Here is a 17,322-nt window from a genome sequence, read left to right as displayed (position 1 = left end):
CGAGGAAAGGTACAGCTTGATGAAGAAGATCCTGGCCGGCGCTGCCGCGGCCGTTTCCCTGATCGGTGTCTCCGCCGCTGCGGCCCCCGCCGCCATGGCCATCGGCAACGACCACGGGACGACCGTGGTGAACGGCAACGGCGCCGAGTCGGTGTTCGGCAACTCCACGACCAAGGGCGACCAGAGCCCGCAGCTCAGCCTCGTCCAGGGCTCGCTGAACAAGCCCTGCATCGCCCTGCCGGTCAAGGCAAACGTGGCTACGCTTGCCGGTGCCACTCCGATCGCGGTCCAGGACCTCAACGTCCTGTCCTCCCCGCAGAACCAGCAGTGCACGGACAACTCCACCCAGGCCAAGGGTGACGAGCCGCTGTCGCACATCCTGTCGGACATCCCGGTGCTCTCCGGCAACGGCGTCGCCAACCACTGACGTCACGGCCCGGTGCGTACGGCCATGGACCGTGCGCACCCGCCTGGTGAGGCAGCGTGTCACGACGATGCCCACCACTCCACGGGGGGTGGTGGGCATCGTCGTGTGCGAAGGGGGCCGGGACCTCGCGGGAGGTCAGCCCAGGCTGCGGACCGGCAGAAGACAGTGGGCCGAGGTCCCGATGACCTCCGGGTCACCCACGAAGGACCGCAGCAGTTCCTCGCTCACCGGGCGGCCTGGGACGGCCTCGGGCCACGGGCGCGTGGCGAACATCCCGTGCACCGTGCCCTCGGCCCGGGCGGCCGCCAGCCACTCCGGCGGCACGGTGTACTGCGCCTTGAAGTGAGGGAGCGTCAGGACCGCCTGGCCGGCCTGGACCAGGAGCTTCACGGGCAGGTTCGGCAGTTCCGTGGCGTCCAAGGTCTCGCCCCCCACCTGGAGCCCGCTGCGTCCGAGAGCCGTGCGCATGGCCCGCTCGCCGGCCTCCGGCCCGTCCTGCCCGTCGCCGAGCGCGTAGGTGAGGAGGAAGGCGACGTCATGCTGCCGGTCGGGGTGTCCGCCGCTCCAGCCCAGCAGGATCTGCGTGCCCAACTGGGCTTGTGTGAAGGCGCCGGTGGAGGTCTGGAGTGAGGTCATGTCCGGCACCCTAACGGCCCCGGACCGGTGGTTGTGCATGTGTATCACCTGATCGAGGGATATCAGGGGCGAAGTCCGGTGTACAGGGCCGGTACGGGGGCGGTGTGCGGAAAACCCGTTGACGCCACCGGGTGACCACGGGCTAGGGTGTGGCCAGTTCGAGGAATCAGGAGGTGAGGACATTGATGACTGTCGTTGCGGTGGGCGCTGCCCACGACCCGAAGTGCATCGTTCCCACCCCTGTGGCCGCCGGCTGACCTTGACCTTCTCTCTCCGCGCCTGAACGCGCGGTGCCGGGGCCACCCTTGTGAAGGGTTTCCCTTGTCTTCCTCCATTTCCCAGGCTTCCACCCCGTCGCACCCGCTGGCCCCGTACGGCTGGGACGACGCATGGGCCGACACCTTCGCCCCGTACGCCGAGCAGGGGCTCCTGCCGGGACGCGTGGTGCGGGTCGACCGCGGGCAGTGCGACGTGGTCACTCCGGACGGCACCCTCAGGGCGGACACCGCCTTCGTGGTGCCCCGGGACCCGATGCGGATCGTCTGCACGGGGGACTGGGTGGCCGTCGACCCCGACGGCGACCCGCAGTTCGTCCGTACGCTCCTGCCCCGCCGCACCGCCTTCGTACGCTCGACGTCGTCGCAGCGCTCCGAGGGCCAGGTCCTCGCCACCAACATCGATCACATCGTCATCTGTGTCTCGCTCGCCGTCGAGCTGGACCTCGGACGGCTGGAACGGTTCCTGGCGCTGGCCATGTCCAGCACCGCCGGCGCCGCTCTGCTCGGCGACGCGAGCCGCCCCGCCGGTCACGAGGGGTACGAGGCGCACCCGCTCGTGCTGCTCACCAAGGCCGACCTCGTCCCCGACGCCACGACGCTGTCCCACCTCGTCGAGGACATCGAGCGCATCGCCCCCGGGGTCCAGGTGCTCCCCGTCAGCTCCGCCACGGGGGAGGGTGTGGACGTCTTCGGGGCGATCGTCGGCGGCGGTACGAGCGTGCTGCTCGGAACCTCCGGCGCCGGCAAGTCGACCCTCGCCAACACCCTGCTCGGCGAGGACGTGATGGATGTGCGGGCGGCGCGGGACGTGGACGGCAAGGGCCGCCACACCACCACCACGCGCAACCTCCTCGTGCTGCCGGGGGGTGGCGTCCTGATCGACACCCCGGGGCTGCGGGGGGTCGGTCTCTGGGACGCGGAGGCCGGCGTCGGCCAGGTCTTCTCGGAGATCGAGGACCTGGCCCGGCATTGCCGTTTCCATGACTGCGCCCACGAGGCCGAGCCCGGCTGTGCCGTGCTCGGCGCCGTCGAGGACGGGTCGCTGCCCGAACGGCGTCTCGACAGCTACCGCAAGCTGCTCCGGGAGAATCACCGCATCGCGGCGAAGACGGACGCCCGGCTGCGCACCGAGACCCTGCGCGAGTGGAAGCGCAGGGGAGCGGAGGGCCGGGCGGCCATGGCGATGAAGCGCGGCAGGACGCGTTAGCGAGAACGGCGGGAGGAGGCCGGGGCGCAGTCGCCGTTCCGGCCCCCTCCCGCCCTCAGCCCCAGATGACCGCGCCCAGCCATGCCCCCACCGCCAGAAGACAGCAGAAGAGCTCCAGGAGCACCGAGTACCCCGTCGCCCGCATCACGGACCGGAGTGAGGTCCAGCCCGCCGCCCGGCTGCCGAGCCGCAGCCGTTCGGCGCCGTAGATCGCGCCCACGTATCCCAGGATCCCGCCCACCACCGGGACGACGAAGAAGCCGACGATCGCCGCGAGGCCGCCGGCCGTCAGCGTCCTGCGCGGCGCCCCCGACTCGCGGGGGCGCCGCGAGGGGAGCAGCGCCTGCAGCGCCTGGTTCAGCAGCAGGAGGCAGGTCGCGCCGATCAGCACGCTCCAGGCGACCGGGGTCGGGTCCGTCAGCGCCCACCAGAGCACCGCGGCCCAGACGATCGCCTGCCCGGGCACGCCCGGCACCAGAACGCCGACCAGGCCGAGCAGCATCACCGCCCCGACGGCAACGAGCTGCCACACACTCATTCGACCAGCGTGCCGGAGTACGCCGGGTCCCGCCCGTCAGCGCTGTCCCCACGAGCTGCCGAAGCCGCGGTCAGCGCGGGGCGCGGGCCACCCAGCCACGTTCGTACGCGTGCCAGCCGAGTTGCAGCCGGGTGGTGACCCCGGTGAGCTCCATGAGCCCCTTCACCCGCCGCTGCACCGTCCGCAGCCCCAGGTCCAGCTGCTTCGCCACGCTCGCGTCCGTCAGACCCGCCAGCAGCAGCGAGAGGATCTCCAGATCGGTCGGATCGGCGCCCGGCCCGTTCTCCTCGCGGATCCCGCTCCCGCCGAGCCGCAGCGGCATCGCGTCCCGCCACACCGCCTCGAAGAGGCCCATCAGGGACTCCAGCAACCCGCTGGCGTGGATCACCAGGGCGGCGGGCTCGGCCCCCCGGCCGGTCAGCGGCACCATGGCCAGCGCGGCGTCGGCGACCACCAGTTTCGTCGGTACCCGGTCGACCACCCGGCACTGCTCGTCGCGGCCCAGCGCCGCGGACAGCTCCACGATCCCGGACGGCAGCGAGAGCACGTCGCGCTCGACGACCACGCGGTAGGACACACCGCGCATCGCCGCCCGTTCCTCGGACTCGTTCTCCATCCCGGTGACCGCGATCGGCTTCCCCGTGACCAGCGCGCAGACCTCGGACGTGGCGCCCAGCTGCAGTTGGTGGAACCGGTGGGCCACCGCGCTCGCGCCCGTCACCACCTCCACCAGGTCGTGCACCGCGGGTTCGGCGGCCTCCGCCCGGTACTCCTCGGCGAGCAGCGCGGACGCCAGCTCCGCCTGTTCGAGCTCATGGCGCTGCTGGGTCAGCAGCGCGCCCAGGGCGACCCCGGGCGGCGCGGCGACCCAGCGGTCCGCCCGTGACGACGACTGGGCCACGAGCCCCTGCTGCTCCAGCCGGCGCAGCGCACGCTCGGTGTCCGCCTCCGGCAGGGCGAGCCGGCGCGCGAGGTCGGAGAGCTCCGCGGCGCCGGCCGCGACCAGTGCCCGGTAGGCCGCTTCCTGTCTCTCGTCGAGACCTATCGCTGACAGCATCCTCGGCCCTCCCCGGCTCCGTGCTCGCGCGTTCCCGCGCCCGTCGGGCGGGGTGCGCGGTGGCGGGAAACAGCCACGGCGTAAACCCGCCGGGCCCATCATGCCCCGTCGTACCCGTCTCTCTGACAATCTGGCGCCACCGCGGCGACGTCCGCGCCATGGGCGGCGGGCTGAGCACACAGACCGGCCCGCCGGGCGACCTTCCCGTGGGGGGTGGGGACGCCTGGCGGGCCACCTCCCGGAGCCACTTCCGGGCCACTTTTCCGGATGACCCGGTTTCGTACGCCCCGAGCGGTCGACAATATGGGCATGAGCCAGCAGGGGGAGAAGCCCGCCGCCCACGAGGACGACTGGTGGCGGGCTCTGTACGACGAGGCCGCGCCGGACACCGGGCCGAGCGGCGCGGCCGACAGCCTCGACGACCGCTTCGACTCGGCGTCGGACGCCGTGGGCGGGCCGGAGACCGACCGGGCGGAGCAGGTGGACCACCCGGTCACGGTGGTGCCGCTGCCCGACCCGCGCCTGCCGGAGGCGGACCTCGCGCCGGAAACCCCGACACCACCGCCCGCGCCGGAGCCCCCGCCCGCGCCCACCGTCGCGGTGGGGCGCGCCCCCTGGGAGGCCCCCACCGGACCTCCTGAGCCGCGTACCTTCGCGGTACGGGCGCCCGCCGCCGACCCACCCGCCGTGCCGGAGCCGCCCGGGGCCCCGCCCGTACGCCCAGCCGTCGGCCACATCGGGGACCGGCCCCCCACCTACGACGCCGAGCCCGCCGCACTGCCAGCCTCCGGCCCCGACGACCTCGACGGCCTCGTTTCCGACACGGTCCTCGACGGCGCCAGGTACGGGACGTACACCCTGCGGGCCGCGTCCGTACGCGGCGACTCGGCGCGCTTCCGGGGCGAGCCCCGCCGCGACGCCCTGCTCACCGCGCGCTTCGGCGCCGGAGACAGCGCCCTGGTCCTCGTCGCGGTGGCCGGCGGCGCCCGGGGCACGGAACAGACCCGCCTCGCCGCCGCCGACGCCTGTCGCTGGATCGGCGGATCCGTCGCCCGCAGTCATGCCCGGCTCTCCGACGACATAAGGGCTGGACGCAGGGGCGACCTCAAGTCGGGGCTGCAACGCCTCACCGACCGCACCTACGGCAAGCTGCGCGGCCGGGCCGCCGAGCTCGGCCTCGAACCGTCCGCGTACAGCGCCGACCTGCGCTGTCTGCTGCTGTCCGCCGACCCGGAGTGCCGTACCCGGGTCTTCTTCGGCATCGGACGGGGCGGCCTCTTCCGCCTGCGCGACGGGGTCTGGCAGGACCTCGACCCCGCGCTCCCCGCGACCGGCCGGGAGGCGAGTGAGGAGAGTCCAGGCGGGGACCGGCTGACGATGGATCTGCAGATCACCACCTCCCGGCCCCCGTACGCCGGGAGCCCGCCGCCACCGCCCGCGGAACCCTTCCGCTTCCGTGCCACCGTGGCACGGCCGGGTGACACGCTGCTGCTCTGCGGAAACGGCCTGGCCGAACCCATGCGCGGAGAGCCGGCGTTCGCCGAGGAGCTCGCGCGGCGCTGGGCCGCCGACGGCCCGCCCGGCCTGCCCGCCTACCTGGCCGACACCCAGCTGAGGGTCAAGGGGTACGCCGACGACCGTACGAGCGCGGCGGTCTGGGAGGCGTAACCCGGCACGCCATGGGTTGATGGAGGCACGGACAGCCGGAGGCAGAGAGGGTGCGCACCCATGGCCAAGCAGAACGTGTCGGAACAGTTCGTCGACATCCTCGTGCGAGCGGGGGTCAAGCGGCTGTACGGCGTCGTGGGCGACAGCCTCAACCCCGTGGTCGACGCCGTCCGGCGTAACCCCGCCGTCGAGTGGGTCCAGGTCAGGCACGAGGAGACCGCCGCGTTCGCGGCCGGCGCCGAGGCCCAGATCACCGGCACCCTCGCGGCGTGCGCCGGTTCGTGCGGGCCGGGCAACCTCCACCTCATCAACGGCCTCTACGACGCCCACCGCTCCATGGCTCCGGTGCTCGCCCTCGCTTCGCACATCCCGTCGAGCGAGATCGGCCTCGGCTACTTCCAGGCGACGCACCCGGAGCTGCTCTTCCAGGAGTGCAGCCACTACAACGAGATGATCTCCAACCCGCAGCAGATGCCGCGGCTCCTCCAGACGGCGATCCAGCACGCGATCGGCCGAGGCGGCGTCAGCGTCGTGTCGATGCCGGGTGACATCGCCGCGCAGCCGGCCCCGGAGAAGTCGATCGAGCACGCCCTGGTCACCTCGCGGCCCTCCGTGAAGCCCGGTGACGAGGAGATCGACAAGCTCTGCGGAATGATCGACGAGGCCAAACGGGTGACGCTGTTCTGCGGAAGCGGAACGGCGGGCGCGCACGCCGAGGTCATGGAGTTCGCCGAGCGGGTGAAGTCCCCCGTGGGCCACGCGCTGCGCGGCAAGGAGTGGATCCAGTACGACAACCCGTACGACGTGGGTATGAGCGGACTGCTCGGCTACGGCGCCGCCTACGAGGCCACCAACGAGTGCGATCTGCTGATCCTGCTGGGCACCGACTTCCCGTACAACGCGTTCCTCCCGAACGACGTGAAGATCGTCCAGGTCGACGTGCGCCCGGAGCACCTGGGCCGGCGGTCCAAGCTCGATCTGGCCGTCTGGGGCGATGTGCGCGAGACGCTGCGCGCCCTGACCCCGCGCGTGAAGGTCAAGACCGACCGCAAGTTCCTCGACCGGATGCTGAAGAAGCACGCCGACGCGCTCGAGGGCGTGGTCAAGGCGTACACCCGCAAGGTCGAGAAGCACGTCCCGATCCATCCCGAGTACGTCGCCTCGGTCCTCGACGAACTCGCGGACGACGACGCCGTGTTCACCGTCGACACCGGCATGTGCAATGTGTGGGCCGCCCGCTATCTGACGCCCAACGGCAAGCGCAGGGTGATCGGTTCGTTCAGCCACGGCTCGATGGCCAACGCCCTTCCACAGGCGATCGGGGCCCAGTTCACCGACCGGAACCGGCAGGTCGTGTCGATGTCCGGCGACGGCGGATTCACCATGCTGATGGGCGACTTCCTCACGCTCGTCCAGTACAACCTGCCGGTGAAGGTCGTCCTGTTCAACAACTCCTCGCTCGGCATGGTCGAGCTGGAGATGCTGGTCGCGGGGCTGCCCTCGTTCGGCACGACCAACACGAACCCCGACTTCGCGGAGATCGCGCGGGCCGCCGGGGCCTACGGGGTGCGGGTCGAGAAGCCCAAGCAGCTGGAGAGCGCGCTCAAGGCAGCCTTCAGGCACAAGGGCCCGGCGCTCGTCGACGTGGTCACCGACCCGAACGCCCTATCCATCCCGCCGAAGATCAGCGCCGACATGGTCACCGGCTTCGCGCTCTCCGCCAGCAAGATGGTCCTGGACGGCGGGGTCGGCAAGATGCTCCAGATGGCCCGCTCCAACCTCCGTAACGTCCCGCGGCCCTGAGCGTGACCGGGGCGCGGTCGCGCCCTTGTTGTCACCGGTGGCGATGACGAGCCGGGCGGCGATGTCAGGCAGGCTCATCTCCTGATTCCTTCGGCGTCGGGTCACCACTGGGCGATGAGCGGCGTGTCCGGTCCGTGCTGCCGCCAGGCTTCGGTGAGGCGGACGAGACGGGTGGGGGCGGCGATGCCGCGCACGGTCGCGATCCTGCCGCCTGCGACGTCGAACGTCACGGCGCCGATGACCTGGTCGCCGAGTACGAAGAGGATGGCGGGGGCGCCATTGACGAGCGCGTAGTGGATGGCCGGCATGCCTCCGGCCAGTCGCCGCTTCGCGGGTGTGGGTGTGAAACCCGGCCCGACCTGGCGCTCGGGGTGGACGGCGGTGACACGGGCCAGGCGCAGCCGGATCCCCGTGCCCGCGAACACGTCGGCGAGCTTCGGAGCCTCGATCTCCCGGCCGGCCGCGAACGCGTGCAGACGCATCCGCTGGACGAAGTACGGCTCAGCGTTGACCACGGTGATCTCGGTGTCCGCCTGGGACAGCCGGCGGGCCAGGATCCCGGCCGCGTAGGCCAATCGAGGACCCGCTCTACGGCAGGCCGTTGATGCTTCCCATCGGCCGGCACCACGTACGGGAGGAGACCGGCGTGGCCGGTGCGGGCTCACATCAGCCGTAGGGTCCCGGGCCCGGTCCGCTCCCTGATGATGTCGACCAGCTGGTCGAAGAGCGTCGGGCCCCGGCCCGCCCGGGCCTCGGCCAGTTCCCGCTCGACGCGCCCCCTGTTGGTGGGGTGGACCCGGGGGAGCAGACCGGCCAGCCGGCGGGCGGTCTCCTCGTGGCCCAGGGCGCGGGCGGAGCGGGTGTGGTCGTGCCACTCGATGACGAAGGAACCGTCATCCGGCGTGCCGAAACCGCCGCCGAGGCAGTCCGCGAAGGCATCGAGACTACGGCCGAAGTAGCCGCCGGGGCCGTTCACCGCCTCGCCGACCGCATCCCAGAAGCCGTCCAGGCCGCCGATCCCGGAGCCGTCGATCACATAGGTCACGGTCATGCGTGGAGCGTACAAGCGCGTGCTCTCCCGACGCCGGTCCGGTGGCCCGCGCCGCAGGTGGGGGACTGCGGCGCGGACCGGTCCGTGGGTGTACGGCTCAGCAGTCGTGGTTGACCAGGTCGAAGGACTCGTAGTGGTCCGCGGTGTAGTAGTCCTCCTCGACCTCTTCGCCCGTCACGATCCGGCGGGCGCCGCGGTCCGAGGAGCCGGGCGTGATGACCGTGTACTCGTGGTAGTAGCCCGTGCTCTGACCGGGCAGCAGGGCTTCCCGGTTCTGGAAGACGGTGCCGTCCTGCTCGTACGGGAACGGGCCACCCGCGTCGATGAGGTCGAGTGTGTCGTGGGCCTGGGACGGCAGCGCGGAGTAGCAGACGCTGCCGACCGCGGCGGTCGAGGGAGCCGTTGCGGCCGATGCGGCGACCGGCCCGCCGACGAAGAGTACGGACAGGAGGGCGGCGATGCCGCCGAGCGTGGTGATCCGTGGGGGGATTCGCATGTCCACCATGATGACGCGCGTAGATCCCCATCCGTCAACGCCAACACCAGTGAATTTTTGGGAAGTTAACGGCGAGTACGGAAAACGTAACGTGCCGGCTGTCGATCGGGGGTTGCGCGACCGCCCGTTCATATGTTGATGCCTCGGGACGCGTGACCGCTGCCCGGTGGGGCATGCATCCCGTGACGGTGTTCGAGACATGACGTCATGAAACGGAACTCAGGGAGGCCGATCCAGCGTGCGTGCGGGGGACATGACGAAGCGACAGGAGAGCCCGCCCTTGCGGCTGCACCGCAGAGTCGGCCATGCCGATCTGTCGGCCGTGGGGGAGATGCGTGGAGCGCTGCGGGAGTTCCTGCGCAGCCGAAGACGCCCGGAGGAGACGGAGGTGGCGGAGCTCCTGCTCAGCGAGTTGGTGACCAACGCGCTCATCCACACGAGGAACGGCGCCGTGGTCACGGTGACCTCCGCGCCCGCGCGCGTGCGGGTGGAGGTGCGTGACTTCGTGACCGGACAGGAGCCCGCCCCGTACGTACCGAACGCCGACGACGGTACGCACGGCAGGGGACTGATCCTCGTCCAGAGCCTGGCCGACTCCTGGGGAGTCACGACGCAGGCCCTGGGCAAGGTGGTCTGGTTCGAGCTGAACGCAGGGAAGGCCTGACGCTCAGCCGAACTGCTGCTCCAGGTTCTTCAGTTTCTGCTCCAGCGAATCGAGCCGGGGCAGGGCCTGGGTGTCGTCCTCGGCCGTGAGGTCGACGGTCGCGGGTTCACCGCTGGTGGTCTGTGCCGAAGTGCTCCTGGAATTCGAGCCGTTCACGGCTTGGAGGGATGGCCGAGGGCGCAGTGGCAGTTGCCCCGGTTCTGTTATGGCAGGCTCCGCGACGGCCGGCGGACCGCCGCCCGGTGCCGGGGCGATCGCCTGGGCGTCCACCTGGCGGCCGGTCCGGCTGCCACGGCTCCATACCCGGTTCTGCCGGTTCAGGGCCTTGATGCGGGCGCGGTCCAGCTTCGCCTGGTCCCTTCTGCGGTGCCGGTCCTGCTCCTTCTCCCGGCGGTCCTCGCGTACCTCGTCGACCGCCTCGTCCAGGGTGCGTACGCCCTCGAGGAGCATCAGCGACCAGGCGCCGAAGGTCTCCCTTGGGGCGCGCAGCCACCGTACGATCCGGATCTGCGGCAGCGGGCGGGGCACCAGACCCTGCTCGCGCAGCGCCGCACGGCGGGTCTGTTTCAGCGCGCGGTCGAACAGCACCGCCGCCGAGAGCGACATCCCCGCGAAGAAGTGCGGGGCGCCCGCGTGGTCCATCCCGCGCGGCGCGTGCACCCAGTTGAACCAGGCGGCGGCGCCGGCGAACGTCCACACCAGCAGCCGGGAGCCGAGCGCGGCGTCCCCGTGGCTGGCCTCGCGCACCGCGAGCACCGAACAGAACATCGCGGCCCCGTCGAGGCCGAACGGCACGAGGTACTCCCAGCCCCCGGAGAGGCTGAGGTTTTGCCGGCCGAAGCCGACGAGCCCGTGGAAGGAGAGGGCGGCGGCGACCGCGGCACAGCAGAACAGCAGGACGTACGAGGCGGTGGCGTAGAGCGCCTCCTTGCGCCTGCGACGCTCCTCGCTGCGTTCCCAGCTGTCGTCGGCCGCGGCCTTCCCAGCGGCGCGCTTGCCGCGCGCGACCACCGTCACCGCCGCCATGACCCCCACGAGCAGCACGGCGCCCGGAAGCAGCCAGTCAAGCGATATGTCGGTCAGTCTCATGCGCGGTCCCTTGCGTCACGTAGGGCGTTTCGGGCGCCATCGTGGCGGAAATACTGCCGCGCTCAGGGGGTTTCGGGGCAAGTGGACGCGATTGGGGTGACCGGCCTCATCGTTGGGCGGATTCTTTTCGAACGCCCTCTCGTGGACGGCGAGTTGCATTCGAATTTCCGTCGCCTGCCCGGGTGGTGCGGACCGCGGTGCGTCTCAGACGGCCGGCGTCAGCTTCCGGACGCGGTCGGCGTCGCAGGTGCGCGGGCAGGTCACGCACGTGTCCTCGGGCCGCAGCGTATAGAAGAGGCAGCAGCTGGCGCGGTCGCGCGTCGGGAGCGGTTCGCCGTCGGGGCCCGTCAGTTCACGGAAGCCCGCCGTGCCCACGTACGGCTTGGTGGTGCCCGGCAGCAGCAGCTCCAGCTCCCTCATCGCCCGGCTCTCCTCGCCGAGCAGATGGGCGATGTACCAGAGGCCCTCGACGATCTCGTCGGTCGCCATGCCCCACAGGGCCCGCTTCCCGCGCCGCATGCGCGGCCGGAAGCCGTCCAGCACCGGGCGGAGGTGCTCGGCCACGGAGTCGAGGACCTCGGCCCGGAGCGCCGACTCGTCCGGGACGATCCGGGCGCCGGGCAGTCCTGCCGCCGGGTCGTCGGGCAGGCAGGCGAACTCGCTCACGCGCAGGGTCAGATGGCCCAGTCCCCGGTGGAAGGAGACGTCCGCCACGGGGATCCTCGGCACCCGGCGCTGCGTGAACCACGGCAGGGTCACCAGGAGGCAGGCCGGCCAGGCGTAGCGGTGGAGTCCGAAGCTCGCGATCACGTCGGGGCGGGCCCGGGTGCCGTAGTCCCGCAGCACCTGCGCTTCGTCCCAGGCCAGGAAGGCGTCCAGTGCGGCGCCGCCCGCCGCGAGCTCGGAGGCGCCGACCCAGCCGCTGTCCGAGGGGGCCGCGACGTCGTCGGTGAGCACCTCGGCGCGCAGTCCGGGAAAGACCTCGGCCAGACGTTCGTACGCCGCCGTCAGAGGGGACGGGGCGGTGGCGGCGAGCAGGGCGGGCACGGTCATTCAGGGACCACCGAATCACGATCTTTTACAGGTAAGCCTTACCTTACCCGAACTGACCGGTGTTTGAACTGAGGCCCGCTCCGCCTATCGTGCACAAGGGGCCGGACGTGCGAGAGCCGGCCCGGCAGTGGGAGGAGGGTCCGGTGGAGCAAGGCGGAGCGCGTGAGAACGTGCGGCCGTACGCGTCCGCGGTCCCCCCGCGGGATGTGCGCGTGCCCGAGCAGGCGCGCGGCGAGCACACCCACAGCGAGCCGCCCGTGCCCCGCGTGGTCCAGCGGCACTCCGTGCGCGGCCAGATCCTGGACGCCCTGCGCGCCGCGCTGGTCGGCGGGGAGCTGGCCCCCGGGGAGGTCTACTCCGCCCCGGCGCTCGGCGCCCGCTTCGGCGTGTCCGCGACCCCGGTGCGCGAGGCGATGCAGCAGCTTGCCGTCGAGGGCGCCGTCGAGGTCGTGCCGAACCGCGGCTTCCGGGTCAGCGAGCGGGGCCCCCGCGAGCTGGCGGAGCTCGCCGAGGTGCGCGCCCTGATCGAGGTGCCCGTCGTGCTGCGGCTCGCCCGCGCCGTCCCCGCGTCCGGCTGGTGCGCGCTGCGGCCGCTGGCCGAGGCCACGGTCGCGGCGGCCGCCGTCGGTGACCGTGCGGCGTACGCCGAGAGCGACCGCGCCTTCCACGGCGCCGTGCTCGCCCTGTCGGGCAACCGGCAGCTCGTCGCGGTCGCCGACGACCTGCACCGCCGGTCCCAGTGGCCCCTGGTCAACAGCCCCGCGGGCCGCCGGGCCGACCTCCTCGCCGATGCCTCGGAACACACCGCGCTGCTGGACGCGCTCGTCGCCCGGGACCTCACGGTGGTGCAGTCCCTCGTACGTGAACACTTCAACGGCGCGGACGTCTGAGGAGGCGCTCAGTTCGCCTCGACGGTCTCCGGGGACGGCGGCTCCAGCCGGGGCGCGAGCCAGGTCGGTACGCCGCCGAGCAGCCGGAACAGCCGGCCCGCCTCGGCGCGCAGCCGGGCCGCCGCCTCGGGTTCCGGCTCGGCGTCCGCGAGGGAGATGAGCGCCGGAGCCGTGCCCACGAGATAGCCCAGCTCCTCCCTTATCCGCAGCGACTCCGCGAAGCCGTGCCGCGCCTCCGCCAGCTCCCCCTCGCCCAGGGCGAGCGAGGCGAGATGCCGCCAGGTGAAGGAGAGCAGGAGTTCGTCGCCCCGGGCCGTGGCACCGGCGTGCGCCCTGCGGTAGGCGGCGCGGGCGGACTGGGGTGAATCGGCGATGTTCTGGGCGATCAGGCCCCGGCGGAAGTCCAGCAGGGGGCGGCCGGCGGCCGAGGGGGAGAGCAGGGCGGCGGCTCTGCTGAGCGCCACGCTGGCCTCGTCGGCCCGGTCGCGTGCCCCCAGCAGGGTCGAGGCGTAGGCGAGATAGCCGCGCTCGCAGGCGGCCGCCCCGCGCTCGGAGTCGTCCTGGGCGAGCGCCTCCGCGGTGCGCAGCGCGTCCTCGGCGTCCGTCCATCCGACGCCGGTGTAGAGGCACCGCTCCGTCAGCAGCGAGGTCCGCTGGAGGGCTGCCGCGGGGTCGGTGGCCGCCCGGGGTTCGAGCAGCGCGGCCGCGTCCGTCCAGCAGGCTCGTGAACGCAGCCGCCATACCGCGGTCTGGAGCGGCGGATCGTCATCTGCGGTCGTTCCGGAACCAGACATGGCGGTATGCGCCACATTGCCCTCCCCGAGCGCGCCATCGAGCTGTGGAGGCCGGCCGGCGAGCGCCGGGGTCGGCCAGGGTCTGCGCGCATCTCAGCACGGAATGGCACGCCGGGCCAAGGGGTGGGATCAATGTCAGGTGAAAGATTTCACAATCACCTGGAGCCCGGGAGGGCGGTGTTACGCCCTCGAAGTCAGCTCATACGCAGGGCGAGGAAGAAGTCGAGCTTGTCCTCCAGGCGCGAAAGGTCACGTCCCGTCAACTGCTCGATACGTCCGACGCGATAGCGCAGTGTGTTGACGTGCAGGTGCAGCCGGGCCGCGCAGCGGGTCCAGGACCCGTCGCAGTCCAGGAAGGCCTCCAGCGTCTCGATCAGCTCCGCGCGGTGCCGCCGGTCGTAGTCGCGCAGCGGGTCGAGGAGCCGGGCGGTGAAGGCGCGGCGCACGTCGTCCGGGACGAAGGGCAGCAGCAGGACGTGGGAGGCGAGCTCGTGGTGGCCCGCCGCGCAGACCGGCCCCGGCCGGGCCGCGGCGACCCGGCGGGCGTGCCGGGCCTCCTCCAGCGCTCCGCGCAGCCCCTCTGCGGAATGCACGGCGGCGCTGACACCCAGTGTCAGGCGCCCGTCGTCCGCGAGGCCGGCCGAGAGCGGCGCGCGGACGGTGTCGAGCAGGGTGTCGGCGTGGAGGGCGGTGCCGTGCCGCTCCGGATCCTCGGAGTCCCCGGACGCGTCGGACCCGTCGGCCCCCGACGGGGGGAGCGCCGTCAGCGGTACGAGGGCGATGGCCTCCTCACCGGTCTGCGCCACGGCGATCCGGTCCGTCGAGTCGGGGCCCGTCACCGCCGGGTCGACCAGGATCTCCTCCAGCAGGGCCTGCGCGGCCTGGCCGCCCGCCGGCTCCGTACCCTCGGCCGACCACTCGACCCGGGCCACCACGACCTGCCAGTGCGGCGCTGTGCCGAGGCCCGGCAGCAGGACCGGGGCGGCCACCCGCAGCCTGGCCGCGATCTCGGCCGGGGCGGCGCCCGTCTGGACCAGCTCCAGGACCTCCTGGGCGAGCCTGCGGCGTACCGCTCGGGCGGCGTCGCGGCGGTCCCGTTCGACGGCGATCAGCTGGGTGACACCCTGGAGCAGGTCCAGGCGGGCCGCAGGCCAGTCGCCGGCGTCCGCCGCCACGGCCAGCAGCCAGTCCGAGAGCACGGACTCGCGCACATCGCGGGACGGGGCGGGCAGGGCTCCCCGGCCGGTGTTCCGGATCGGGAACAGCGAGTAGGCGGTGCCGTCCACCTCGGCGCGGTGCGGCCCCGGGCGTCCGGTGCGGGTCGCCGCCAGATGCCGGCCCGCCAGCTCCGCGCCCACGCGTGGGGGCAGGGGCTCACCGGCCCCGGCGATCTGCCGGCCCGTCGGGGACAGGACCCAGGCGCGCAGGTCCAGGTCGGAGGTGAGCAGGTCGAGGACCACCTCGGGGCCGCCGCCCGCGGGACCCGAGGTCATGAGCCTGCGGTGGCGGTCGACGACCGCGGCGAGGTCACCGGCACGCTCTCCGGAGACCTGGCGCACCACGTGCTCGGTGATCGTGGCGAACGCAACGGTCTCGTCGACCGCGAAGAGCGGGAGCCGGTGCCGCAGACACGCCTCGACCAGATCGTCGGGGACGGCCCCGAGCTCCGCCTCGCCCGCGGCCAGGCCGGCCACGCCCGCGTTCGCCAGGATCCGTACGAACGGTTCCGTGTCCGACGCGTCCCGGCGCCACGCCAGACCCGTGAGGACCAGCTCACCGCCGGAGAGATAGCGGCTGGGGTCGCGCAGGTCGGTCGTCATGACGCCCCGGACCGAACGGTCCAGCTCGTCCTCGCCGCCGAGCAGCCGCAGGCCCAGCACCTCGGTGTCCAGCAGTGCGCGCAGCCGCATCGTCGATTGCCGCCGATCTCTTCGTTGGTGCGGGGGAGGGCGGAGGTCACCTGTGAATTGCGGTGAGGTTACCGATACCCGCCATTCGTTCGAATCTACAAGACCGGGACGGGGACCAGCCAATTCCTTCATGGTTTCGGTGACTGCACCGAGTGGAGCAAGGCTTGTGTACTGGGCCACACACCGCGAGAACAACACATGAACGACCCATCCAGGGCCGGCCGTCCCCAGCCCAGCCGAACGACCCGATTGAGAAGAAGAGAGCCACTCATGGACTTCCTTCGCCCCGCCAGCTGGGAGGAGGCGCTCGCCGCCAAGGCCGAGCACCCGACGGCTGTGCCCATCGCGGGTGGAACCGACGTGATGGTCGAGATCAACTTCGACCACCGGCGGCCCGAGTACCTCATGGACCTCAACCGCATCGGTGAGCTGTCCGAGTGGCAGGTGGGCCCTGACGCCGTACGCCTCGGCGCCTCCGTGCCGTACAGCGCCGTCATGGACCACCTGCGCGCCGAGCTGCCCGGTCTCGCCCTCGCCTCGCACACCGTCGCCTCGCCGCAGATCCGCAACCGGGGCGGTGTCGGCGGCAACCTGGGCACCGCCTCGCCCGCCGGCGACGCCCACCCGGCGCTGCTCGCCGCAGGAGCCGATGTCGAAGCCGCGTCCGTACGGGGGACGCGGATGATCCCGATCGACGACTTCTACACCGGTGTCAAGCGCAACGCCCTCGCCCCGGACGAACTGATCCGGGCCGTCCACATCAAGAAGGCCGACGGCCCGCAGCAGTACTCCAAGGTCGGCACCCGCAACGCGATGGTCATCGCCGTCTGCGCCTTCGGCCTCGCGCTCCACCCGGAGACCCGGACCGTGCGCACCGGCATCGGCTCCGCCGCCCCGACCCCGGTCCGGGCGAAGGAGGCGGAGGCGTTCCTGAACGCCGTGCTGGAGGAGGGCGGGTTCTGGGAGAGCGGAAAGATCATCACCCCTTCCGTGGCCAAGCAGTTCGCCCAGCTCGCCGCCGGGGCCTGCAACCCCATCGACGACGTACGGGGCACCGCCGCCTACCGCAGGCACGCCGTCGGCATCATGGCCCGCCGCACGCTGGGCTGGACCTGGGAGCAGTACCGCGGAGCGGGACGCACCCTCGAAGGAGCTGCTTAACCATGCGAGTGAATTTCACGGTCAACGGCCGGAAGCAGGAAGCCGACGACGTCTGGGAGGGCGAGTCCCTCCTGTACGTCCTGCGCGAGCGCATGGGCCTCCCCGGCTCCAAGAACGCCTGCGAGCAGGGCGAGTGCGGCTCCTGCACGGTGCGCCTCGACGGTGTGCCGGTCTGTTCCTGTCTCGTCGCCGCAGGCCAGGCAGAGGGCCGCGAGGTCGTCACCGTCGAGGGCCTGGCGGACTACGCGAGGCACCGCGACGACGCCCACCCCGGCACCGGCTGCGCCGCCGGCAGCTGCGGCACCTCGCTCGACGCCGCCCAGCGGTGGCAGGCAAGGCCCACCGCCGCGCTGAGCGCCGAGGGGGCCGAACTCGCCCCGATCCAGCAGGCGTTCATTGACGCGGGCGCCGTGCAGTGCGGCTTCTGCACGCCCGGCCTGCTGGTCGCCGCCGACGAGCTGCTCGAGAAGCAGCCCTCCCCGTCCGACCAGGACATCCGCGAGGCGCTCTCCGGGAACCTCTGCCGATGCACCGGTTACGAGACGATCCTCGACGCGGTCCGCCTCGCGGCCGCCCGTCAGGAAGAGGCGGTCCGATAGC

At 72.2% G+C, this 17,322-nt stretch carries 17 protein-coding genes and 3 pseudogenes; 9 read left to right on the top strand and 11 right to left on the bottom strand.

The window, feature by feature from the left end:
- Window positions 1–19 precede the first annotated feature (19 nt).
- Window positions 20–427 (top strand): rodlin, encoded by a 408-nt coding sequence (locus ACIBCU_RS18440; protein ID WP_362939855.1) that lies wholly within the window; start codon window positions 20–22, stop codon window positions 425–427.
- A gap of 135 nt (window positions 428–562) precedes the next feature.
- On the opposite strand, the gene ACIBCU_RS18435 is transcribed toward ACIBCU_RS18440, so the two are convergent.
- Window positions 563–1,063: a DUF5949 family protein gene (locus tag ACIBCU_RS18435; RefSeq protein WP_399232417.1), complete on the bottom strand. Its 501-nt coding sequence runs from the start codon at window positions 1,061–1,063 to the stop codon at window positions 563–565.
- A gap of 321 nt (window positions 1,064–1,384) precedes the next feature.
- On the opposite strand from ACIBCU_RS18435, the gene rsgA reads away from it, so the two are divergent.
- Window positions 1,385–2,548, top strand: coding sequence for a ribosome small subunit-dependent GTPase A (rsgA, locus tag ACIBCU_RS18430; RefSeq protein ID WP_362939861.1), 1,164 nt, complete (start codon window positions 1,385–1,387; stop codon window positions 2,546–2,548).
- 55 nt (window positions 2,549–2,603) lie between these two features.
- On the opposite strand, the gene ACIBCU_RS18425 is transcribed toward rsgA, so the two are convergent.
- Entirely contained in the window at window positions 2,604–3,086 is a 483-nt protein-coding gene (locus ACIBCU_RS18425; protein ID WP_399232414.1) for a DUF456 domain-containing protein, read from the bottom strand.
- Window positions 3,087–3,156: 70 nt separating this feature from the next.
- Window positions 3,157–4,143 carry a helix-turn-helix domain-containing protein gene (locus ACIBCU_RS18420; protein ID WP_362939867.1) on the bottom strand — a complete coding sequence of 329 codons (987 nt, stop codon included), beginning with the start codon at window positions 4,141–4,143 and terminating at the stop codon, window positions 3,157–3,159.
- Window positions 4,144–4,452: 309 nt separating this feature from the next.
- On the opposite strand from ACIBCU_RS18420, the gene ACIBCU_RS18415 reads away from it, so the two are divergent.
- Both ACIBCU_RS18415 and ACIBCU_RS18410 read left to right on the top strand, forming a co-directional pair.
- Window positions 4,453–5,811, top strand: coding sequence for a protein phosphatase 2C domain-containing protein (locus ACIBCU_RS18415; RefSeq protein WP_399232412.1), 1,359 nt, complete (start codon window positions 4,453–4,455; stop codon window positions 5,809–5,811).
- A 60-nt stretch (window positions 5,812–5,871) separates the two neighbouring features.
- Window positions 5,872–7,614: a pyruvate dehydrogenase gene (locus ACIBCU_RS18410; protein ID WP_399232410.1), complete on the top strand. Its 1,743-nt coding sequence runs from the start codon at window positions 5,872–5,874 to the stop codon at window positions 7,612–7,614.
- 101 nt (window positions 7,615–7,715) lie between these two features.
- Here ACIBCU_RS18410 and ACIBCU_RS18405 read toward each other — a convergent pair.
- Window positions 7,716–7,964, bottom strand: a pseudogene (locus tag ACIBCU_RS18405) (RNA polymerase subunit sigma-70); the annotation flags it as partial.
- A gap of 6 nt (window positions 7,965–7,970) precedes the next feature.
- A pseudogene (locus ACIBCU_RS18400) lies at window positions 7,971–8,189 on the bottom strand (oxidoreductase); the annotation flags it as partial.
- On the opposite strand from ACIBCU_RS18400, the pseudogene ACIBCU_RS18395 reads away from it, so the two are divergent.
- Window positions 8,183–8,290: pseudogene (locus ACIBCU_RS18395) on the top strand (ABC transporter ATP-binding protein); the annotation flags it as partial. The pseudogenes ACIBCU_RS18400 and ACIBCU_RS18395 sit on opposite strands and share 7 nt — an antisense overlap.
- Here the strand turns inward: ACIBCU_RS18395 and ACIBCU_RS18390 are convergent.
- Window positions 8,276–8,665: a barstar family protein gene (locus tag ACIBCU_RS18390; RefSeq protein ID WP_362939884.1), complete on the bottom strand. Its 390-nt coding sequence runs from the start codon at window positions 8,663–8,665 to the stop codon at window positions 8,276–8,278. The pseudogene ACIBCU_RS18395 and the gene ACIBCU_RS18390 sit on opposite strands and share 15 nt — an antisense overlap.
- Before the next feature lie 97 nt (window positions 8,666–8,762).
- Complete coding sequence (locus tag ACIBCU_RS18385; RefSeq protein WP_399232408.1) at window positions 8,763–9,161, bottom strand: ribonuclease domain-containing protein; 399 nt, start codon at window positions 9,159–9,161, stop codon at window positions 8,763–8,765.
- A gap of 253 nt (window positions 9,162–9,414) precedes the next feature.
- Between ACIBCU_RS18385 and ACIBCU_RS18380 the strand changes: the two genes are divergently transcribed.
- Complete coding sequence (locus ACIBCU_RS18380; protein ID WP_362939890.1) at window positions 9,415–9,825, top strand: ATP-binding protein; 411 nt, start codon at window positions 9,415–9,417, stop codon at window positions 9,823–9,825.
- A 3-nt stretch (window positions 9,826–9,828) separates the two neighbouring features.
- On the opposite strand, the gene ACIBCU_RS18375 is transcribed toward ACIBCU_RS18380, so the two are convergent.
- Window positions 9,829–10,914 (bottom strand): DUF2637 domain-containing protein, encoded by a 1,086-nt coding sequence (locus tag ACIBCU_RS18375; protein ID WP_399232405.1) that lies wholly within the window; start codon window positions 10,912–10,914, stop codon window positions 9,829–9,831.
- A gap of 204 nt (window positions 10,915–11,118) precedes the next feature.
- The gene (locus ACIBCU_RS18370) at window positions 11,119–11,967 is read right to left on the bottom strand and encodes a (2Fe-2S)-binding protein (RefSeq protein WP_399232403.1); all 849 of its coding nucleotides are present in this window, start codon (window positions 11,965–11,967) and stop codon (window positions 11,119–11,121) included.
- 143 nt (window positions 11,968–12,110) lie between these two features.
- Here ACIBCU_RS18370 and ACIBCU_RS18365 point away from each other — a divergent pair, with 143 nt between their 5' ends.
- The gene (locus ACIBCU_RS18365; protein ID WP_399232401.1) at window positions 12,111–12,857 is read left to right on the top strand and encodes a GntR family transcriptional regulator; all 747 of its coding nucleotides are present in this window, start codon (window positions 12,111–12,113) and stop codon (window positions 12,855–12,857) included.
- An 8-nt stretch (window positions 12,858–12,865) separates the two neighbouring features.
- Here the strand turns inward: ACIBCU_RS18365 and ACIBCU_RS18360 are convergent, their stop codons facing one another.
- Together ACIBCU_RS18360 and ACIBCU_RS18355 are read right to left on the bottom strand one after the other, a co-directional pair.
- Window positions 12,866–13,651, bottom strand: a complete 786-nt coding sequence (locus ACIBCU_RS18360; RefSeq protein ID WP_356715381.1) for a hypothetical protein — start codon at window positions 13,649–13,651, stop codon at window positions 12,866–12,868.
- Between the two features lie 194 nt (window positions 13,652–13,845).
- Window positions 13,846–15,561 carry a PucR family transcriptional regulator ligand-binding domain-containing protein gene (locus ACIBCU_RS18355; RefSeq protein WP_362939902.1) on the bottom strand — a complete coding sequence of 572 codons (1,716 nt, stop codon included), beginning with the start codon at window positions 15,559–15,561 and terminating at the stop codon, window positions 13,846–13,848.
- Window positions 15,562–15,831: 270 nt separating this feature from the next.
- Here ACIBCU_RS18355 and ACIBCU_RS18350 point away from each other — a divergent pair, with 270 nt between their 5' ends.
- Both ACIBCU_RS18350 and ACIBCU_RS18345 read left to right on the top strand, forming a co-directional pair.
- Window positions 15,832–16,722, top strand: a complete 891-nt coding sequence (locus tag ACIBCU_RS18350; RefSeq protein ID WP_399232399.1) for an FAD binding domain-containing protein — start codon at window positions 15,832–15,834, stop codon at window positions 16,720–16,722.
- Window positions 16,723–16,724: 2 nt separating this feature from the next.
- A complete protein-coding gene (locus tag ACIBCU_RS18345; RefSeq protein ID WP_362939905.1) occupies window positions 16,725–17,321 on the top strand; it encodes a (2Fe-2S)-binding protein in 597 nt (198 codons plus the stop codon).
- Window position 17,322: the final 1 nt, after the last annotated feature.

The sequence above is a fragment of the Streptomyces sp. NPDC051064 genome (assembly GCF_044455985.1).
Lineage (GTDB): Bacteria > Actinomycetota > Actinomycetes > Streptomycetales > Streptomycetaceae > Streptomyces.
Note: the sequence above shows the minus strand (reverse complement) of the source record. Positions and strands in the feature narration are given on the sequence as shown.

Coding starts and splice junctions, on each gene's coding strand:
- ACIBCU_RS18360 (WP_356715381.1), bottom strand. CDS start 13,651: ATGTCTGGTTCCGGAACGACCGCAGATGACGATCCGCCGCTCCAGACC.
- ACIBCU_RS18390 (WP_362939884.1), bottom strand. CDS start 8,665: ATGACCGTGACCTATGTGATCGACGGCTCCGGGATCGGCGGCCTGGAC.
- ACIBCU_RS18375 (WP_399232405.1), bottom strand. CDS start 10,914: ATGAGACTGACCGACATATCGCTTGACTGGCTGCTTCCGGGCGCCGTG.
- ACIBCU_RS18345 (WP_362939905.1), top strand. CDS start 16,725: ATGCGAGTGAATTTCACGGTCAACGGCCGGAAGCAGGAAGCCGACGAC.
- ACIBCU_RS18385 (WP_399232408.1), bottom strand. CDS start 9,161: ATGCGAATCCCCCCACGGATCACCACGCTCGGCGGCATCGCCGCCCTC.
- ACIBCU_RS18425 (WP_399232414.1), bottom strand. CDS start 3,086: ATGAGTGTGTGGCAGCTCGTTGCCGTCGGGGCGGTGATGCTGCTCGGC.
- ACIBCU_RS18355 (WP_362939902.1), bottom strand. CDS start 15,561: ATGCGGCTGCGCGCACTGCTGGACACCGAGGTGCTGGGCCTGCGGCTG.
- ACIBCU_RS18380 (WP_362939890.1), top strand. CDS start 9,415: ATGACGAAGCGACAGGAGAGCCCGCCCTTGCGGCTGCACCGCAGAGTC.
- ACIBCU_RS18410 (WP_399232410.1), top strand. CDS start 5,872: ATGGCCAAGCAGAACGTGTCGGAACAGTTCGTCGACATCCTCGTGCGA.
- ACIBCU_RS18435 (WP_399232417.1), bottom strand. CDS start 1,063: ATGACCTCACTCCAGACCTCCACCGGCGCCTTCACACAAGCCCAGTTG.
- ACIBCU_RS18420 (WP_362939867.1), bottom strand. CDS start 4,143: ATGCTGTCAGCGATAGGTCTCGACGAGAGACAGGAAGCGGCCTACCGG.
- ACIBCU_RS18350 (WP_399232399.1), top strand. CDS start 15,832: ATGGACTTCCTTCGCCCCGCCAGCTGGGAGGAGGCGCTCGCCGCCAAG.
- ACIBCU_RS18440 (WP_362939855.1), top strand. CDS start 20: ATGAAGAAGATCCTGGCCGGCGCTGCCGCGGCCGTTTCCCTGATCGGT.
- ACIBCU_RS18415 (WP_399232412.1), top strand. CDS start 4,453: ATGAGCCAGCAGGGGGAGAAGCCCGCCGCCCACGAGGACGACTGGTGG.
- ACIBCU_RS18370 (WP_399232403.1), bottom strand. CDS start 11,967: ATGACCGTGCCCGCCCTGCTCGCCGCCACCGCCCCGTCCCCTCTGACG.